The 19,319-nt window shown below is 35.2% G+C and carries 23 protein-coding genes and 1 pseudogene; 18 read left to right on the plus strand and 6 right to left on the minus strand.

Going from position 1 to position 19,319, the window contains the following annotated elements; all coding sequences use genetic code 11:
- The first annotated feature begins 35 nt into the window (after positions 1-35).
- Complete coding sequence (locus ACW6PM_RS12430) at positions 36-1,082, plus strand: bile acid:sodium symporter family protein (RefSeq protein ID WP_456057371.1); 1,047 nt, start codon at positions 36-38, stop codon at positions 1,080-1,082.
- Positions 1,083-1,239: 157 nt separating this feature from the next.
- Positions 1,240-2,952, plus strand: a complete 1,713-nt coding sequence (locus ACW6PM_RS12435; protein WP_456057359.1) for a carbon starvation CstA family protein — start codon at positions 1,240-1,242, stop codon at positions 2,950-2,952.
- Between the two features lie 34 nt (positions 2,953-2,986).
- Here ACW6PM_RS12435 and ACW6PM_RS12440 read toward each other — a convergent pair whose 3' ends face one another.
- Positions 2,987-3,883, minus strand: a complete 897-nt coding sequence (locus tag ACW6PM_RS12440; RefSeq protein WP_456057360.1) for a DegV family protein — start codon at positions 3,881-3,883, stop codon at positions 2,987-2,989.
- 236 nt (positions 3,884-4,119) lie between these two features.
- Between ACW6PM_RS12440 and ACW6PM_RS12445 the strand changes: the two genes are divergently transcribed.
- From ACW6PM_RS12445 to ACW6PM_RS12470, 6 genes are all read left to right on the plus strand, one after another.
- Complete coding sequence (locus tag ACW6PM_RS12445) at positions 4,120-4,986, plus strand: deoxyribonuclease IV (RefSeq protein ID WP_308668859.1); 867 nt, start codon at positions 4,120-4,122, stop codon at positions 4,984-4,986.
- 76 nt (positions 4,987-5,062) lie between these two features.
- Positions 5,063-6,622 carry a cardiolipin synthase gene (cls, locus tag ACW6PM_RS12450; RefSeq protein WP_456057361.1) on the plus strand — a complete coding sequence of 520 codons (1,560 nt, stop codon included), beginning with the start codon at positions 5,063-5,065 and terminating at the stop codon, positions 6,620-6,622.
- A gap of 35 nt (positions 6,623-6,657) precedes the next feature.
- A complete protein-coding gene (locus ACW6PM_RS12455; protein WP_330021608.1) occupies positions 6,658-6,981 on the plus strand; it encodes an acylphosphatase in 324 nt (107 codons plus the stop codon).
- Positions 6,982-6,996: 15 nt separating this feature from the next.
- On the plus strand, positions 6,997-7,392 hold the full coding sequence (locus ACW6PM_RS12460; RefSeq protein ID WP_456057362.1) for a zinc ribbon domain-containing protein: 396 nt from the start codon (positions 6,997-6,999) through the stop codon (positions 7,390-7,392).
- A gap of 17 nt (positions 7,393-7,409) precedes the next feature.
- Positions 7,410-7,580: a hypothetical protein gene (locus ACW6PM_RS12465; RefSeq protein WP_055060849.1), complete on the plus strand. Its 171-nt coding sequence runs from the start codon at positions 7,410-7,412 to the stop codon at positions 7,578-7,580.
- A 75-nt stretch (positions 7,581-7,655) separates the two neighbouring features.
- Positions 7,656-8,039 carry a DUF3783 domain-containing protein gene (locus tag ACW6PM_RS12470; protein ID WP_456057363.1) on the plus strand — a complete coding sequence of 128 codons (384 nt, stop codon included), beginning with the start codon at positions 7,656-7,658 and terminating at the stop codon, positions 8,037-8,039.
- Between the two features lie 216 nt (positions 8,040-8,255).
- Here the strand turns inward: ACW6PM_RS12470 and ACW6PM_RS12475 are convergent, their stop codons facing one another.
- The 3 genes from ACW6PM_RS12475 to ACW6PM_RS12485 are packed head-to-tail and all read right to left on the minus strand — an operon-like array spanning position 8,256 to position 10,866.
- Positions 8,256-8,822, minus strand: a complete 567-nt coding sequence (locus tag ACW6PM_RS12475) for an accessory gene regulator B family protein (protein ID WP_022293166.1) — start codon at positions 8,820-8,822, stop codon at positions 8,256-8,258.
- An 8-nt stretch (positions 8,823-8,830) separates the two neighbouring features.
- Positions 8,831-9,535: a LytR/AlgR family response regulator transcription factor gene (locus ACW6PM_RS12480; RefSeq protein WP_117689931.1), complete on the minus strand. Its 705-nt coding sequence runs from the start codon at positions 9,533-9,535 to the stop codon at positions 8,831-8,833.
- 14 nt (positions 9,536-9,549) lie between these two features.
- A complete protein-coding gene (locus tag ACW6PM_RS12485) occupies positions 9,550-10,866 on the minus strand; it encodes a sensor histidine kinase (protein WP_178582441.1) in 1,317 nt (438 codons plus the stop codon).
- A gap of 375 nt (positions 10,867-11,241) precedes the next feature.
- On the opposite strand from ACW6PM_RS12485, the gene ACW6PM_RS12490 reads away from it, so the two are divergent.
- The 9 genes from ACW6PM_RS12490 (at position 11,242) to ACW6PM_RS12530 (ending at position 17,855) form a co-directional block, all read left to right on the plus strand.
- Entirely contained in the window at positions 11,242-11,397 is a 156-nt protein-coding gene (locus tag ACW6PM_RS12490) for a cyclic lactone autoinducer peptide (protein WP_456057364.1), read from the plus strand.
- A gap of 237 nt (positions 11,398-11,634) precedes the next feature.
- Positions 11,635-12,030, plus strand: a complete 396-nt coding sequence (locus ACW6PM_RS12495; protein ID WP_015568007.1) for a hypothetical protein — start codon at positions 11,635-11,637, stop codon at positions 12,028-12,030.
- Positions 12,031-12,302: 272 nt separating this feature from the next.
- On the plus strand, positions 12,303-13,256 hold the full coding sequence (locus tag ACW6PM_RS12500; protein WP_456057365.1) for a hypothetical protein: 954 nt from the start codon (positions 12,303-12,305) through the stop codon (positions 13,254-13,256).
- Entirely contained in the window at positions 13,243-14,304 is a 1,062-nt protein-coding gene (locus tag ACW6PM_RS12505; protein WP_456057366.1) for a hypothetical protein, read from the plus strand. The genes ACW6PM_RS12500 and ACW6PM_RS12505 overlap by 14 nt, the downstream gene beginning before the upstream one ends.
- Positions 14,301-15,458 carry an ABC transporter permease gene (locus ACW6PM_RS12510; RefSeq protein WP_456057367.1) on the plus strand — a complete coding sequence of 386 codons (1,158 nt, stop codon included), beginning with the start codon at positions 14,301-14,303 and terminating at the stop codon, positions 15,456-15,458. The genes ACW6PM_RS12505 and ACW6PM_RS12510 overlap by 4 nt, the downstream gene beginning before the upstream one ends.
- Before the next feature lie 13 nt (positions 15,459-15,471).
- Entirely contained in the window at positions 15,472-16,134 is a 663-nt protein-coding gene (locus tag ACW6PM_RS12515; RefSeq protein WP_012741137.1) for an ATP-binding cassette domain-containing protein, read from the plus strand.
- Complete coding sequence (locus ACW6PM_RS12520; protein ID WP_178582445.1) at positions 16,127-17,032, plus strand: hypothetical protein; 906 nt, start codon at positions 16,127-16,129, stop codon at positions 17,030-17,032. The genes ACW6PM_RS12515 and ACW6PM_RS12520 overlap by 8 nt, the downstream gene beginning before the upstream one ends.
- Before the next feature lie 25 nt (positions 17,033-17,057).
- Entirely contained in the window at positions 17,058-17,246 is a 189-nt protein-coding gene (locus tag ACW6PM_RS12525) for a hypothetical protein (RefSeq protein WP_119224046.1), read from the plus strand.
- Positions 17,247-17,387: 141 nt separating this feature from the next.
- Entirely contained in the window at positions 17,388-17,855 is a 468-nt protein-coding gene (locus ACW6PM_RS12530; protein WP_456057368.1) for a hypothetical protein, read from the plus strand.
- A 338-nt stretch (positions 17,856-18,193) separates the two neighbouring features.
- On the opposite strand, the gene ACW6PM_RS12535 is transcribed toward ACW6PM_RS12530, so the two are convergent.
- Both ACW6PM_RS12535 and ACW6PM_RS12540 read right to left on the minus strand, forming a co-directional pair.
- On the minus strand, positions 18,194-18,613 hold the full coding sequence (locus ACW6PM_RS12535) for a PIN domain-containing protein (protein WP_456057369.1): 420 nt from the start codon (positions 18,611-18,613) through the stop codon (positions 18,194-18,196).
- Positions 18,614-18,829 (minus strand): type II toxin-antitoxin system Phd/YefM family antitoxin, encoded by a 216-nt coding sequence (locus ACW6PM_RS12540; protein ID WP_456057370.1) that lies wholly within the window; start codon positions 18,827-18,829, stop codon positions 18,614-18,616.
- A gap of 150 nt (positions 18,830-18,979) precedes the next feature.
- On the opposite strand from ACW6PM_RS12540, the pseudogene ACW6PM_RS12545 reads away from it, so the two are divergent.
- A pseudogene (locus ACW6PM_RS12545) lies at positions 18,980-19,078 on the plus strand (DUF6061 family protein); the annotation flags it as partial.
- Between the last annotated feature and the right edge of the window lie 241 nt (positions 19,079-19,319).

Genomic DNA, 19,319 nt, shown 5'->3' on the forward strand with positions numbered 1-19,319 from the left:
TTTAATTCCATAAAAGAGTTTTAGTGAGCAGAAAAATGTTAAGGAGGCTTACAATGAAAGCATTACAAAAAGTAAGTAAATTTTTATCAGACTACACATCGATAGTTGTCATAGCAATCGCCGTAGTCACATTTTTGGTTCCGAATCTGATGGCATGGGTAAACCAGATGCTGTTTGTGGATCCGGTATCCAACAAGTTCACATGTCAGTCAATCATTATCGGAATCATCATGTTTAGTATGGGACTTACACTTACGACACAGGATTTCAAGATACTTGCACAGAGACCGTTTGATATATGTGTAGGTGCAATTGCACAGTATCTTATCATGCCGTTTCTCGCATTTGGTATCTCAAAGGCTTTGAATCTGCCAGACGGAATCGCACTTGGACTGATCCTCGTGGGCTGCTGTCCCGGTGGTGTTTCTTCAAACATCATGTCATACCTCTGTGGTGGTGATGTGGCATTCTCAGTCGGAATGACAACAGTTTCCACATTGCTCTCACCATTTATGACACCGCTTCTGGTATCACTGCTTGCAAGCGGAACACATGTCTCAATCAAGGCACTTCCGATGTTTGTATCAATCATTGAGACCGTAATCCTTCCTGTAGCAGTTGGATTTTTACTCAACTATCTGCTTGGAAAGAAAAAGGCATTTGCCGAGGCTCAGAAGGTTATGCCGGGTATTGCGGTGCTTGGTCTGGCATTCGTTGTAGGTGGTGTTGTATCATCACAGGGCTCAAAGTTCTTTACATCAGGAGCAGTAATTTTTGCGGCAGTTCTGTTACATAACGGACTTGGATATCTGCTCGGATATGGTGCAGGAAGGCTGGTAGGCATGAACACAGCCAAGAAGAGAACCATCTCTATCGAGGTTGGTATGCAGAATGCCGGTCTTGCCACAAACCTTGCCACAACTACAGCACAGTTTGCTTCAACACCTGAATCAGCCATCATCTGTGCAGTGTCATGTACATGGCACTCAATCTCAGGCACACTGCTTGCCGGAGCCTTTGCTTTAAAGGACAAAATGGCTGCTAAAAAAGCAGAAGAAGCTGCTGAGACAAAGACAGCATAAAAAGGAAGAATACCTATTATAACCGATTGGTAAATTAAACAAAAATTCCCGAAATAAAAAATAAATTATGTATAAAATATTTATTGAAATTTGTTAAAAAAAGAGTAAACATAATATACAAATAAAATTAAGATAAACAAAAGAAAGAGGTAATAATATGAGTGGAATCTTAATGATGGTAATAGCCATTGTTGTGCTCGGTGGAGCATACTTATTATATGGCCGTTATCTGCAAAACAAATGGGGCATTGATCCAAATGCCAAGACTCCTGCCTACGAGATGGAGGATGGAGTGGACTATGTACCGGCCGATACCAACGTAGTATTCGGACACCAGTTTGCATCTATCGCAGGTGCAGGCCCAATCAACGGACCAATTCAGGCAGCTATTTTCGGATGGCTTCCGGTTCTGCTTTGGATATTAATTGGTGGTGTATTCTTTGGAGCTGTTCAGGATTTTGCATCTATGTACGCTTCAGTAAAGAACAAGGGCCGTACAATCGGTTACATCATCGAGGAGTACATCGGTAAATTAGGAAAGAAATTATTCCTGTTATTCTGCTGGCTGTTCTGTATACTTGTTGTTGCAGCTTTCGCAGATGTCGTAGCCGGAACATTCAATGGCTTTGCTGCTGATAAAGCAGGCGAGGTTACAAAGGTTGTAGCCAACGGAGCAGTTGCAACTACATCAATGCTTTTCATCATAGAGGCAGTTGCACTTGGTTTCTTCCTTAAATACTCTAAGTTCAACAAATGGATTAACACACTTGTTGCAATCGCATTACTTATAGTAGCAATCGCACTGGGACTTAATTTCCCAATGTACTTAAACCTTAGCGTATGGCACATTATCATCTTTGCATATATACTTATTGCCAGCGTTACACCTGTATGGGCACTGCTTCAGCCACGTGATTACCTTAACAGCTACCTGTTGATCTTCATGATCGTAGGTGCGGTAATCGGTGTATTTGTTGCAAACCCTGCTTGTAACCTTGAGGCTTTCACAGCATTTGCAATCCCTGATGCAAACGGAAACCCACAGTATCTGTTCCCTATCTTATTCGTAACAATCGCCTGTGGTGCAGTTTCAGGCTTCCATTCACTTGTATCATCAGGTACTGCTTCTAAGCAGATCAAGAATGAGAAGAACATGCTTCCTGTTTCCTTCGGTGCCATGCTTATGGAGAGTATGCTTGCAATCCTTGCACTTATCGCAGTAGCATCATTCGGTAAGGGAGAGGCAGCAGCTCAGGGACTTACAACACAGCCACAGATTTTCGCAGGAGCTATCGCAAACTTCCTGTCAGTAATCGGTTTACCACACTCACTTGTGTTCACACTGATCAACCTTGCAGTATCAGCCTTCGCTCTGACATCACTTGATTCAGTAGCCAGAGTCGGACGTCTGTCATTCCAGGAGTTCTGGCTTGATTCAGACACAGATGATGACAATATGAGTCCATTTGTCAAGCTGATGACAAACAAATACTTTGCAACAATCATCACACTTGTACTTGCATTCATGCTTACAAAGGTAGGCTATGCAGAGATCTGGCCACTGTTTGGTTCAGCTAACCAGCTCTTATCAGTACTTGCACTTGTTGCCTGCGCAGTATTCTTAAAGAAGACAAAGCGTCAGGGCTGCATGCTCTGGATTCCAATGGTATTCATGATGGCAGTTACATTTACTGCACTTGGCATGACAATCTACAAGCTTACAAAGGCATTATTCTCTGTAGGACTTGACCTTGGAAATTCATTACAGCTTATATTCGCAGTATTACTGCTCATCCTTGGTGTACTTGTTGCAATTCAGGGTGTGAAGAAGCTCTGTGAGAAATCAGAAAGCAAGAAAGCTGCAGCTTAAAATTTGAGATAGAAGTGAAAAAGGGAGCCTGATTTCAGGCTCCCAATTCTCTGTCATTTCCCATGAAAAACACTGCTAAAGCTTCCGGGCCAACATGGCTTCCGGTGCAGAAATCATAGGTGGTATTTATCACATCGCGCACCTTTATGCGCTTTTTAATCTGTTCAATCACATAGAGCGAATCCTCATATGCGTCTGCATGTGCCACTCCGATAATCTGATTTTCAGGGTCTATGATGTTGTTGCATAACAGATTGACAAGCTCATTTAATACGGCTTTTCGGCCACGACATTTTCTGAACTGTACAATATATCCGTCCTTGCTGCCCCTTAGGATAGGCTTGATGCTTAGCATGTTGCCGACCAAAGCGGTGGTTCCGCTTAATCTGCCGGTTCTTGCAAGATACTTTAAATTGCCCACTGTAAACACACCGTTTAATCTGGCAGGATAGGTCTCTATCGTGTCAGCCACCTCATCAAAGCTCATGCCCTTTTCACGCATTTCGCTGGCGTATATTGCGAGAAGTCCCTGTCCAAGGGAGGCATTTAATGAATCCACCAGACGGATTTTCCTGCCGTTATCGCACTCATCAAGGACAGCGTCGGCTGCGACGCGGGCTGAGTTGTAGTTGCCGCTTATGTTTTTGCTGAGGGAGAAATACAGTACATCCTTGTCGGCCTCAATGATTTCCCTGAAGGTATCCTCAAAGATTCCGCTGCTGATAAGTCCTGTCTTTACCTCGGCACCTTCTCTTATCGCATCATAGTATTCCTTACCCTTCGCCCGCTCCTGTTCCGGTGTGAGGTCAGGCTCAAAGCAGGTCATTTCCTTTCCGTTGACAAGGTTTACAAATGACAGCACCTTGATCTTGAATTTTTTACATAGCTCTGCAGGAATGTTTGCCGCAGAGTCAACAATTATTTCAAACATATTTACCCTCGTATTTCTTATAAAAATTGGTTAACTGTAATTATGCACCGCATACATTGCAATTATATGCTTTTGATATATGTGGTTGCAAAGAATAGTATATGTAGTTTTTAATACTATGTCAATGGCTTTTGCCATGTTTAGTAAAAATTTAGAATATTTAGATAGAGTTATCAGGGATGTAGTGTTATAGTAGACATAATAGATACATAGATACAATGAAACAGAGGAAAAATATGAGTGATATAAAATTAGGCTGTCACGTAGGCATGGCAGGAAAAGATATGTTTCTGGCATCAGCCAGGGAAGCAGCGTCATATGGCGCGAATGTGTTTATGCTCTACACCGGAGCGCCGCAGAACACGAGAAGAAAGGAAATCTCAGAGCTCAACATAGACGCTGGCTGGGAATATGCACATGAGCATGGGATAAATGAGATAGTGGTCCACGCGCCATACATCATAAATCTGGCAAACACTGTAAAGCCTGAGACTTACGAGCTGGCAGTGGAGTTTCTGGAAAAGGAGATAGTGAGGACAGCGGCAATGAAGAGCCGTATACTGGTGCTGCATCCCGGAAGTCATGTAAATGCCGGTGAGCAGGCTGGAATTGCACAGATTGTAAAGGGACTTAACACAGTGCTCAATCAGAATGATGACGATGTGTTTATCGCACTTGAGACGATGGCAGGAAAGGGCAGTGAAATAGGCCGTTCCTTCGAGGAGCTTAAGGCTATCTATGATGGAGTGGACAGGAAGGAAAGGCTTCGTGTCTGCTTTGATACGTGCCATGTAAATGATGCGGGATACGATATTGTGAACCATTATGATGATGTTTTTGCAGAGTTTGACAGGGTGATAGGGCTTGAGCAGATAGCGGCATTTCATGTGAATGACAGCTTAAATCCTCTCGGAGCACACAAGGACAGGCATGCAAATATAGGCAAGGGAACCATCGGCTATGACACACTGCACCGTCTGGTGCATGATGAGACCTTTGCAAATGTACCAAAGATTCTGGAAACACCATGGCTTTGCGAGGAGGGCTCTGCGAAGAAGACCATTCCTCCTTATAAAGAGGAAATTGAGTGGCTTCTTAAATAAGCAAGGTGGAGTAAGGGGCCTAAAATGTATCGAGAGTTTTGGTATTACAGACAGTAAGATAATGGAGGCATAATAGATGAAGGAAAAAACCTACGAGGGAACGAAAAAAACACAGAATGGTTTAAAAAGAATGGTTTTTTCAGCGCTTGCGATATTATTGCAGGCAGTTTTCATGGTCTATATGTTTACAAGGCTAAATGAATATGCGGCAGCGATAAATGCGACCACAAGCGTCCTTGCAATCATACTTGTGCTCGGACTGTACAATCGTGAGCAGACCGCATCCATGACAACACCGTGGATTATACTGATACTGGCATTTCCGATAATGGGAGTGTCGCTTTACCTGTTAGTCGGACTAAACGGCGCACCGCATAAGATGCGTGCAAGGTTTGAAGAGGTGGATTCCATGCTTCTCCCATGTCTGCCGGAAAATACAGACATACTATCCGATATGTATGAAAAGGTGCCACAGGCAGCGGGAATTTCAACATATCTGGCAAAAAATGCACTATATCCGGTATATCAGAACACAGATGTGACATATTATGACCAGGCATCAAAGGGACTTGAAGCGCAGCTTCACGATTTATCGAAGGCAGAGAAATTTATATTCATGGAGTATCACGCCATAGAGGACAAGGAATCGTGGCATCGTATCCAGAAGGTGCTCACGGAGCGCGTGCAGGCAGGAGTCGAGGTCAGGGTGTTTTATGATGATATGGGCTCAATCTTTTTCATAGACAGGGATTTCTCGGAAAAGATGGAAAAGCTTGGCATCAAATGCAGGGTGTTCAACCCGGTTGCACCGGCCTTTAACATGTTTTTGAACAATCGTGACCATAGAAAAATCACGGTAATTGATGGAAAAATCGCATATACCGGCGGCTACAATCTGGCAAATGAGTACTTCAACGTGACACACCCATACGGAATCTGGAAGGACACGGGAATCAGGCTCGAGGGAGATGCTGTCAAGTCGTTTACCATCGCATTTCTCGAGATGTGGAATGCATCAGAGCGCAAGGTGCCGCGCGAGGTGGATGTATCGCAATATCTGCTGCACTATGATTATGAGGCAAAGCAGAGCGGCTTTATCCAGCCATATGCAGACAGTCCTCTCGATAACGTGCAGGTGGGTGAGGATGTCTATATCAGCATGGCAAACAAGGCACAGCGCTATTGCTGGTTTATCACTCCTTACCTTATCATCACCGATGAGATGAGCCATGCGCTGACACTTGCCGCCAAACGTGGAGTTGACGTGCGCATCATCACGCCGGGCATCCCTGATAAGAAACCAATATACAGCGTGACACGCTCCTTCTACAACCAGCTTGTGAAGCATGGTGTCAGGATTTTTGAGTGGACACCGGGCTTTTGCCATGCAAAGATGAGTGTGGCAGACGATATCATGGCAACCTGCGGCACCATAAATCTTGACTACAGAAGCCTTTATCATCACTTCGAGAATGGCTGTTTTATGGCAGATTGTGAGGTGGTGCATGAAATCAGGGATGATTTTATCAGGCTTTTCACTGAGTCTGCGGAGGTGACAGAGAAGTACAGGACCGGAAGAAGTGCAAGACGAAGACTGGGGCAGTCAATTATGAGGCTGTTTGCAGGATTATTGTAGACTGAAAGTAATGTGTATCAGGAAAGTGAGTGCATATGAGTGATTACGACAGCAAAATCATCAGAAAGCAGATAAGAGTGTACGGCTCGGTGCAGGGAGTAGGTTTCCGCTACAGAACAGAGCACGCGGCAGAAAGTGTTGGCGCAACAGGCTGGGTGAGAAATGACCCTGACGGCTCGGTATTTATGGAGATACAGGGCACAGAGGAGCAGATAGACAGGGTATTTGCAATGGTGAGTCAGGGTACTTATGTAAATATAGAGAAAATGGATGCCAAATCAATACCGGTGGTTGACGATGAGCGGGGATTTCATACGAGAGAGTCGCTTGGAGACTTCTGGGGATTGTGGCACAGATAAACGGAGGCATCATATATGTTTTTTATGATGGGAATAACGGACGGCAGGAAGGACTTTGACTTCAATCAGGTCATTACCTGCGATGAATGTGGCAGATACGGCAGGTATCAGGTGTATATGACATACATGGTGCTGTCACTGTTCTTCATTCCGTGTTTTAAATGGAACAGGCACTACTATGTGCAGACCACATGCTGTAATGCGCTTTACGAGCTTGATCCGGAAATAGGACGCAGGATAGCAAAAGGCGAGGATGTGGAGATATTGCCACAGCATTTGCAGCGTGTAAACCCGCAGTATGGTTATGGCTTTGAAAATGGAAGTGGAAACACAATAAAAAGATGCAGCAATTGTGGATATACAACTACAGAGGATTTTGAATTCTGCCCAAAATGCGGCAGAAAGTTGTAAATTTAGGAGGAAAAACCATGGAAACATGGTATTACGAGGTAGTTTCCATAGACGGAGACTATGCTAATTTAAAGAGATGCGATATCGAATCAGACGATCTGAAGCTTGTGGCAAGGGCACTGCTCCCACCTGAAATCATGGAGGGAAGCAGACTGAAATACGAGCTGATGCAATATGAGATAATTTAGTAACTATTCAGAACCGCAGGTTTTGGGTTCTAAATAGTTACAAACATAATTGTCTTGAATTAGGAGATATTAAGAATGCAGCAGAAATCTACGCAAAAAATACTGTTATTTAGTGTAGCAGCTCAAAAAGTGGAAAAAATAAAAGCCCTGTGCAAAACTCTTGGAATATCAGTGCAGCAGGTGGAAAAATCAGATTACGGACAGAAGCTCGGTGCAATAGCCGGAATAACCGGATTCAAAAAGGATGGTTTAAGGTATAGCGGAGCAGATTTTCCGGCGGAGCTTCTGGTCTTTTCAGGCATTAATTCGTCACAAATGGATATCTTTCTGGCGGAATATAAGAAGGCAGGTATCGAACCAATCGGCTGTAAGGCTGTCGTGACACCTGATAATGTATTTTGGAGTGCCGATAAGCTGTTTCGGGAGATATTCAGAGAGCACTTGTTTATGAGCAGGTAAATTGTAAACGTTATTATTAAATGAAAGAAAATGTTAAGAATAACGTCATGCACATGCAAGCATAGGGTATCAGCTTTTGGACTTGAATAGTTGCAAAAAAGATTATGTGAGAGTGAGTTAGGCTAGTGGGGATGAAAACATCGTACTCTCCTTTTCGTGTTTATTTACTTTTTTAAGAATTAAATTAAATAAAAATATATAGAATTTTATTTATAATCAGTGAGCTTTTTTGCGTATAATTACTTTAATTTTTTCTATATAATGAAGAAGCTCAGCGGAAATCATACTAATAAATATACATAAATGTAATCTACAGCTATTCAAATTAAAAACGATTATAAAAATAGATTCTATAAGTATAATAATTAGGCTTAAGAGTTTATATTTTTTATAGTTGATAACAAGATCTTTATCATTAAGAATTATTCCAAAAATGATATGGTAAATGGTAATTATTGAACAAATTAAAACTTCAATGAAAAGGTGGACTGAATGTATATATTTCATACATAAGATCATGAATAGTCCATATAAAGTACTTAAAACAATGCAACGAATAGAGGTTGAAGCATGGTAACCGCCAATATAATTCCTTAAGAGTAAGAATAATGTTATCCATATTAGCGTTTCGAAAATTATATTTTGTAATATTGCGAAAAGTAAAAAAAATGATATTGGAATTATTGAGTTAATAAGGCATTCAAAACCATACTGAAGAATTTCTTGTTCATCAGTGTTACTGGATAATTTTATTGAAAAGTAATATGAAATTTTGTGGATCATAAAAACCTCTATCGTGCAATTTCTAATAATTTTTTCTTTATATTTGTGAGATAACTTCTACTTACAGGAATGGTAACGTTATTTGGCAAAAAAAGTTCATTAATTCTTAGAGATAAAACTTTATTGATATTAACAATATAAGATTTATGAGCTCGAATAAAAAAAACTGGGAGTCGTTTTGATATTTCATTTAAAGAAGTTCTTTCGACAAATACATTTGATGTAGTATGAAGGATTACATCATGTCCATTTTTTTCTATATATATTATATCATTGTAAGGTATGCTAATAATATCGTTGCCCTTGTGATAATAATAAAATTCTCGACTAAATAAATGAATAAATTTATCGAGACAATTATTTATTGTGCCATAGTTAATTGGTTTTAAAAGATAGTTGAATGCTTGAACATCATAACCATCAAATACATATTCCTTAAATGCAGTAAGAAATATAATAATACCTGTGTAACCGCTTTCTCTGAGCTGTTTGCATGCATCAATTCCAGTGAATGAGTTATTGCAATTTAATTCGATATCAGAAAAGAATAAATCACATTTTAGAGTAGGCAAGGATTTAATAAATTTTTTATATGAATTAAGCCAAATAATATTTATTAAAATCCCTGTGTTAGCAGCCCATTTTTTTATTGAGTCTGAGAGTGTTATGAAATCACTTTCATTATCTTCAAGAATTGTGATGTTAATAATCATTAATTATCCTCCAATCAATTATCTAAAGGAAATAAAATAGAAACTGAGAAAATCTCAGTGCCGGGATTAAATTCTATGATGCCATTATATTTTTTTACAATCTCATTAATCCTTTTTATTCCGATGCCATGTTCGTTTTTATTAGATGTTTTTGTGGTTAAAAGGTTGCCATTTCCTCCATAAAGGTATATACCATTTGAACTATTTGATATAAATAGTAGTAGCATATTGTTATATGGTTTAATTTCAATTTGAAGTCTACGTTTAGTCATGTCTAACTTACAGTTGGCTTCTATAGCATTATCAAGTAAATTACTAATTAATGAACACAAATCCATATCTGAAATGTTATAATTAGCTGGAAAATGAATCTGATGTTTTATAGAAATATTATTATCTAGTGCTTTCGAGAGTTTTGCTGTCATAATACAGTCAATGGGGATTATTCCAGTTGAGATTGTATATGATGTCCTTTCTATAGAGTTATTTATCTGGTATATGTATTTTAAGGCGTCAGAATTTTTACCGTTTTCTACAAGTTTATATAGAATGCTCATATGGTTCATGATGTCATGTTTAAATACCCTAAGACTATGGGTGGAATTAATTATTTCCTCATTTTGTCGAGCTTCCATTTGATTAATTGTAATACTCTGAATAAGTCTGTCATTTTTTTCTTTTTCTTTTCCAAGTCTATAAATATATATGGAAATATATACAAATAAAAATAGTGTAAGTCCGAAAATAAATAAGAGTAAGTGGAAAAAGTTTTCAGCGTATATTGGCTGTTTTAATAAAATAATAAGTACAATTTCTTCTAATATGACACATATAGTAGAAATTATGAAATAGGAAATTTTATCAAGTTTTCCTAAAACAAACACCTGTGGAGTAAAAAGCAAAAATATGATTACAAACAAGGCAATTATGGATATATATATTAAGGAAAAAAGTATTCGCATATTTCCCAAATATAATACCTGTGAGAGATTTATATTATAAAACTTTATTGGTATTAATAAAGTCAAAGCATCTGAAGTTATTAGTATCAGGCAATAGATAAAAGAGACAAAAAAACTATTAAAAATAGGATTAACAAAAAATAATATTAAGAAAATAATATTAAGTAATAGTACAGATGTTAAAGAAATAATGGTAGATATCTTGCTTATATTCATAAGAGTAATTAATAGTGATTTACATAGTATGAATAATGTTTGTTCAGCCGTATGATAATGATATTGACGTTTAGTAAATTTTGCATTACAAATTACAGCAAATAGAAACGATTCTAATAGATTTATTATAAATTCCCAAATTATGGTAAACATATATGCTACTCCTTGATTAGTGTAAGTAAATTATAACAGATGCTATTTTTTTCTACAATGAGCAATAACACTATCAGCAAGCTATTCACAGCCAATTTTATGTCGTTTGCGCCAAATATCTTGTATAAATTAATAAATTGTGTAATTCTTAGATTAAGATAAATATTCAGAACCACCTAGTGAATATTTGTAAAACTGTACGAAGCTCGTGCTTTCCCGCGACTGCGAAGTAAATTTTGATCATATCTGTGGAATGGCTCTATTCGAGCTACCTTTAGAACAAGAATTTGCTGTTTACATGCAAGCATGGCATATCAGTTTTTTCACTAGTTCTGAACAGACAAATAATTGAAATTATGCTAGGGAGGAGAAAATATGGCAGAGGAAAATTATAGTAAAAGAATAATACGAAATTTGGTGATTACTTTTGCTTTAAAAAAGTCATGTACAAATTGTGCAGGTTTCATGTATGAAGTTAAAAAACCTAAATCTTTAAGCCAAAAAATTGAAAAAGAATTAATAGGTAATTGATAAAAGATTTTATTGCTTCTTATGGATAAATTTCATAATATGTGAGAAAAAATGTCAGTATTCAGAAGCGTTTTTGAATTGACATAGAACATCAGATTTTGGGCATGCCTTAATAAAGACAAACAAGTAGTATGACAATTGAATATGTTTTGGAAAATTAATCACAAAGACCAATTGAAATCAATTGGTTGAGACGTTTATTAAATAACTATAAAAGAATTAGATTAAGGAGAAAAAATGAGAAAAAAGATTATAGCAATGATACTAGGTTTAGTACTGATATTTGGAGAAACTATAAGTGCAAATGCTGACGTTTTATACACATCAGGAGGAAAGTCTAATAAAAATTGGTCAATGAGTATTGGTAAAACTTCACATGGAGGAATATTATATAGAATAACGGGCTATGCATCACAACCTGAAATGTATAAGTTCGACAGTGTGTCATTAAAAGTCGTACATTTCTGCAATTCTAATGACAATCAAGTAAAGAGTGTAAGTGCACAGAATACATATCATATTACAGCTAGTGCGGATGCTGCATATGGTTTCTCAGCATCTAGAGGTTCTTCATGCTTGAAAGTTAAAGATGATACATATGGTCAAGGCACTAAGACAATATATTATAAATAATAGGGTAGTATAATTAAAAAGGTTTGATTTAATAATAATTGAACCTTTTTTATTATAATAAAAAAGGTGTAGCAATTCAGAATCTCCGAAAATAAGGCAAAATGATGTGTTATGCTAACCCATAAGCAGATTTTCTTAATTTCAAAGGAAGTGAATGGTGTTATCCTCTCCTTTATATATGAGCATGATTAGTTGACTAGCGAAAAAACATTAGAATTGTGCAAGTTTGTGAATGTGAGAGGGCGTGTTTTGAATGGTAAAAAGGTGAAAATATGAGAATTCGTTGCATTATAAAAATATTATTACTGAGTACTATTTTATCATCATGTGGCAATATTAATAATTACACTAATGATGAAATGAATTTGGTACAAAATAGTAATGCAAGTGTAGAAAAAGAGGTATCGTGTATTGCAAATATATATAAATGTGTAAAAGACGAGCAAACAGGAAAGGAAAAGTATGGATTACTTTTGAATGAACCATTAGTATATCAAGGGGGCACTTTTTCAATAGGCGCTAGCATGTATATAAAGAATGAAATGATTGACGATAAAGCTATTTCCATTTTATGTGTATTGCTATTAGATGGAGTACCGATTCAATATTCTATAGACGGAAGTAAATCTGCAGTTATGCAATATATAATGTTACAAAATGGGGTAGAAAAAAGAATAAAGATAGATTTTATACCAGATGGATTGTCAGAAAAATCAAAAAATATAGTATTGTTGGGAATACCTTTTGCTGAAAAGGAAAAAATAACCATATATGAAAACGATATATTATATTGTGCTCAAAAAATAGTTTCATTATATGATAATTCAGAATGTGATGAAATTATTCAACCAACGTATAATTATATAGAAAGTATAGATGAAGTAATAAGAGATGAAATAAAAGAACAAGGATTAATATATGAGCAAGAAAAATATATCCATAATTTTATATATTCTAATGATGTGGGAGAGTATTTTACATCAGATATTACAGAAGGTAAAAATGAAACATTATTGTTTTGTGACGGAAAATTATTCCCTGGATTCGATAAAAAAGAGTATTTTTTATGGCAAGGAAAAGACAAATATATTAACATGAAAGTAAATACGAATACTTTATCAAAAGGAGAACATGTCATGTTTGTAGTAACTGTAGAATGTATAGATGATTATATCACGGCTGGCAAATCTCTTAACAGAAAGGTATACATAAATGAAGAAAAATAAAATACTAGTTGGTGTTATATTAATTATGTTTGCAGGAATAATTGCATTGGGGATAATAGAATGCAACAATAGCAATACAAAGGATAACGATAAATTATTTATAGGAAATGGCAAATTTTGTCAAGCAAAAAGGTTGAATGGATTGGGTGCCATTTATGATGACGACTATATCTTTTTTGATTGTGAGAATCAAATATATGAATCGTATAATTATTCTAATAAAAAAAACGACAAAAAGCTTAATGTGAATTGCAGAAATTCAGCTTGTTCACACAGCAATGATACGTGTGAAGCATATGTTGAACTTGGTGAGTATTTTGTTTTCAATAGTAAAATATACAAATGTTATAACAAAAGTAAAGTTGTATCAGGTGAAAATAGGTTGTATGGTTCTATTGTTGAGGCAGAATCGGGAAAAACAGTCTTTAAAAATTCTATTCCAACTGATATGTCATCAGAATTAGCAATTGATGATAGTGAGGCTATTTTATATGTTAGGGTATTGTCGGATGATATAGTAAAAGTAGATGGTGATAGACATGCCTATTTGTTGGACAAGAATTTTAATATTATATACTGTCATTACAATATTGGCAAATTTCCATGGGGAGCTATTTTGAATGGAAATTATTACTATATCAATGATATAAATGAAATTGTCAAGGTAAATTTAACAACGTTTGAGAGTAAATCAATAGCATCAAATGGTAAGGCGTTTATGGCGGATAACGATGAGAATTTTATATATTATTCAAATGAATTTAGCGAATTATATAAGTTGTCACCGGATGATGAAAGTTCTATAAAAATAGCAGATAATGCGCTTTTCTTTTCTGTACAGAATAAATATATATATGCCAGTGGTGGAGATAATGGTAACAAAATAATATATGATAAAAACGGAAAAATTATTGCCGATTATTCAGCTTGTGTAAATATGGGAGCGGATTCTGCCTTTCAAATAAATGATAAAATATATACAATATTTAATGGTGGTGTAGCTTACATGGATCTTGATGGGAAGAATTATGGTGAGATGATGCAATGAGATATGAAATTAAAAAAATATTATCATGTAAAATACTTATGATTTCTATGATTGTGGCTTTTATTTTTTCAATGGCAATTTCATATAATGCATATGCTAATGAGAAAATAAATTTAAGAGAGTTTTCTGCATATATTGGTGATTTTTCAGAACGAAAATATGATGTGATAGAGCAAAAAGTAATGGAGTTACAAAACAAATACGAAGAAACACAAAATGCAGATGTAATGAATGAAATGTTTGTTTATCTGACATTGGATAAAGATGCTTTAAATTGTCATAATGTTGTTGAATATAGGGATAGTGTTATTTCTGATTCTGAAATTAAAATAAAAACTGAGTCTGGATATTATAAGAGAATGAACGAAACGATAAATAAATTATATGGAAAGAAGACTAATCTTGTAATTGGAGAAAGTGAGACTTTAAATGAAGTATATGATTTATTTTGCGTAACTGATATTGTAGATATTGTATTTATTATTGTAATTATTTTATTTTCTTCTTTTTTGTTTTTGAATGAACATAATAACAATACATTTTATATGATTAAATCATCATATAGAGGTGGGAAGTTATCTTATCGGAATAAAATAGTGATAACATTATTTTTTTCGATAATGGCATCAGTGGTTGAAACTTTGGGAATGACAATATGGTCAGTTTTTTGGAATAAAATAGATCAATGGAATACATCAATTCTCTTAAATAATGCTTTCTTACATTCACCTTATAGTATTACTTTATTTGAGATGATAATTGGAGTAGTAATTATGAGGGCAATTGGTTTTTTTGTATTATCTAGTGTATTTATTTTTGTTTCTTTATTTTTTAAAAGTAATATTGTGCCGATAGCGATTAATACATTTATTGGTCTGGGAGGCATAGCAATTAATTATATTTTATCAGGAAAATATTTTGCTTTATCTGGTGGCACAATCAGAGAAGCTGAAAATTATGATATTCTTAGAAAGTACACACCGTTTCCATTGATTAGTGAAAGTGTCAATTATTTTAAGGAATATGAACCTATTAATTTAATGGGAGTTCCAATTCAGTTATTAAGTTATTCTTTAATAATTAATCTGGTTTTTGCAATTATAGTGATAGCGCTGGGTTACTATTTTTATAACACGAATTTTAGGGAAAGTTGAGTTAAAAAATATCATGCTAGAGTTAATTGATATTAAAAAAAGATATGGCAGTAAAGAAGTATTGCATGGAATCAGCATCAAATTTGAAAATGGTATTTATGGATTGATTGGACCAAATGGATCTGGTAAATCTACTATTATGAATATAATGTCAGATGTTTTGGATATGAGTTCAGGCAAAATTTTATATAATGGAACTGATATAAAAGAATTAGATGACAGATATAGGGAAAAAATTGGTTTTTTGCCACAAAATGTAGGTTATTATCCAAATTTCACAGCAAAAAAAACCATAGAGTATTTTGGGTATCTCAGAGGTGTAAATAAAAAAGAATTAGATTCAAACGTGGAACAGGTGTTAAGGGATGTTAATTTGTATGAGAATCGTAACGATAAGGTTAAATCTTTTTCAGGAGGAATGAAGCAAAGACTTGGAATTGCAATAACATGTGTAGCTAATCCGGAGATTATTATTTTCGACGAGCCGACAGTGGGACTCGATCCGGAAGAAAGGGCAAGATTTAAAAATCTAATTAGAAAATTATCTAAAACAAAAACTATTGTGTTATCAACACATATTTTATCAGACGTAGAGGAAGTGGCTGACTATATAATATTGATTAAAGAAGGATGTCTGACAAAATTTGAGAAGATTGGTGGGAAGGATAATGAATAATGTTACCAAAATGGAATTATACAAAGTTCTTTCAAAACCTCAGGTATATATAATTTTTGTTGTTGGACTAATTATTCAAAGCATCATGGCGGGACAGATGAGAACAACTATGTTTAATGGATATCATAAGTCTGTGTATGAAAATTATATGAATGAAATGGAAGGCGAATATTCAATTGAAAAAAAAGAATACATTAATTCAGAATATCAGAAATTCCAAGCTATTATCGATGATAAGCAAAAGAATGAAATTGCATTTAATAATGGCAAAATAGATGGTAAGGATTATCATTCTATAATCAACGAAGAAAAGAAAGCTCAATATAGAATAGCAACTGTCAAATACATTGTTGAGAAAACAGAGTATTATGATAGTCTGGATAAAAGTGCACAATATTTTTATGATATTGAAATAAGTGATTATATTGAAAATTTGAGGTTTAATGTTATACCGATAATAGTTATTCTATTGATTGTGGTACCTATGTATACAGATGATATATATGCAGGAACATTAGCTATGATTAAATCATCTAAAAATGGAAGAATGATATTGTTAAAATCGCGGCTGAACATTAGTTTATTAATTTCATTGTTGATATGTATATTATTTGCATTTATTGAATTTGTGACAAAGTATATTATATTTGATTTAGGAAATCTGAATGCAGGGGTTGATAGTCTGATGATTGAGAGGACTATGCATTTACCATATATTATATCGGACTTGTCTATATGGCAATTTATTGTTTTATTATATCTGTTCTATCTTATAATCTCGGTTATGATTAGCATAATTGGTTTATTAGTTTCTAAAATATCACGAGGAAATATAGAAGCATTTTCAATAATGAGCGTTATTATTGTAGGTGTTTCATATATTTTAAATATTTTGTGACTGATATGTAATGACTTTTCAATAAATGGTATCATTTGAAATTATGGATGACCATAAAAAGCGTGGCATTCAGGAAGGGCGATATCTTGAAATATATTCGTTAGTACAGGATGGTATAATAGAGCCGGAATTAGGGGCAAAGCGACTGAATATGCCGTTTGCAGATTTTGAAAGGGCGATGCAAAAGGAGTGTGTGAAACTTTTTTCTAAATGAATGTATGAAAAGAAAATAGCTTTTTTGTTTGATTTGAGATATAATAATAACGTGAATTTAGGTTAGAGTGACCATTTAGAATAATGTTACTGTAGGACATCAAGCATAGGTAATGAAAATGAAAAATAAGGAGGTTTTGAGGTGACTGGAATTTATTATGCAGATTTATTTGTTATTAATGGTAAAGGCTGTGTTGTTATGGGGTGTGGTAAGTCTCAAACATGCAGAAGCTATACAGGGGAGACAACCAAGGAGGTAATGACTGATTCATTACGTTTTGATGTAGAGGGTAATAGCTTGGTAGCGTATGGTGATGCGGGAATGGGTTTATTACCATTCGACTCTCAAAGGTGCCCTAAGATTTTTGTTGATTATTTCATCTATATGCAAGCAAAAGATGAAACTGGTTTTAGAGAAATACAGGAGATTTCAAATAATGAATTCTGCGAAATGGCAGATTTTAATATCACATTTAACATTTGTAATGAAGAAGAGAGACGAGCTGAATTTAAAGACTTGCTTGCAGACAGGGATTTGAAGTTTATATCTGTTCCTTGGGGAGATAGTATGGAAACAAAAGGTGCAATGATTAATGCATATGTAAAATAATTTCATTATAGAATTATAGCATTAAGGAAGTGATGTAGGTCTTATTGGAAAAATTTAGTAATACCTTTGGTGTTTCCCTGAAATTTTTTCTTCTACTATCAAAATTAAAAATGATAGCTATTATAATTGAAAAGAATACATAGACAGAAGAGTGTGTTAACTTATTCCTAATAAAAGATAAAGAAGAGTTACAAATTAACTGTTAAGGGTGTTGGCTTAATGACTTACATTAAAAGTTAAATAGAAAATTCTCACGGTGAGAAAAAAAGATGTCTCCTAGTTTGCAAAACTGACCAAAAATACAACCAGTTCGTATTTTGACGATTTGGTGGTAAAAATTATTCCTCTTCAACAAGTTTAACAAAATCATCTGGCAGAATTATCTTTGTTCCACCTGCCTGATAATCTTTTATATTTCTTGTGACAATATAATCCATATCTTTTCTGGATGCCACCTTTTCAACAACTGCATCCTCATAGTCACTGATTGCAGATGCAAGTGCATTCATGCAGTCATCCGCTGTAACCTCTAATATTCCAGTCAATGAATAAAGCTTTCCCATTATCATCTTTGCTGCTTCTATGTTATGCAAATGTTTCCTTATAAGATAATAGATGTCTGTTGCTGAACTTGCAGTAATGTACATTTCGATTGTATGATTTGCTGCCATAAGAAATATTTCTTCTGCACTTTTATTCCATGGCTCTCTTGAAGTCAGGGCATCTATTATCACATTTGTATCTGCAAGAATCCTCATCTATTTTGCACCAAGCCTTTCTTCTTTTGCTTCGTTCAGGCCTGCATCCTTTGGTAAGATTCCAAACAGGGATTTTGCTACTTCTACTCTGTCCTGATGTGGATTTGTCAGTTTTGCCACTACCTTTCCGTTCTTTGTGATAAAAACATCTTCTTTTGCAGATAATAATAAGTATTTTCCAAGATTATTTTTCAATTCAGTTGCTGTAATTGACATATCACCACTTCCTTTCTTCGTACTATTATTATACTCATTTTGTACGATTTTATCAATGTATTTAGCTGGAAAATATTACTCGGTGTACTTGTTGTATCCTCCACATTATTATCCGGGGGATATTTGATGAGCAGCTTTTTATGTGTTTCCCCAAATTCAAAATGTGCATTGAACGCTCTTGCCATTGACAACCCTATGGAGTATGCCCGGTTGGTCTTGGATAACGAGATGCAGGCTTGGGTGGATTAGGAAGATAGTTTAGATATATGGTAAATCAATCGTGAAAATTTTAGATGAATTAAGGATGAATATGTGGTAGAATAACCCATATGGTAGCCTTGTTCAGGAGACTATTAAATCGGGATTTGTGGAGGTAAAGAGTGTATGAAAAAGGAACTGCGTATTCTGGTTATTTTAATTGCTGTGTTATTGGTAGGAACAGTAGGTTACTATTTCATGCCAAAGAAATTCGGTAAGAATGTAAATCCTT

The organism is Agathobacter sp., assembly GCF_977054825.1.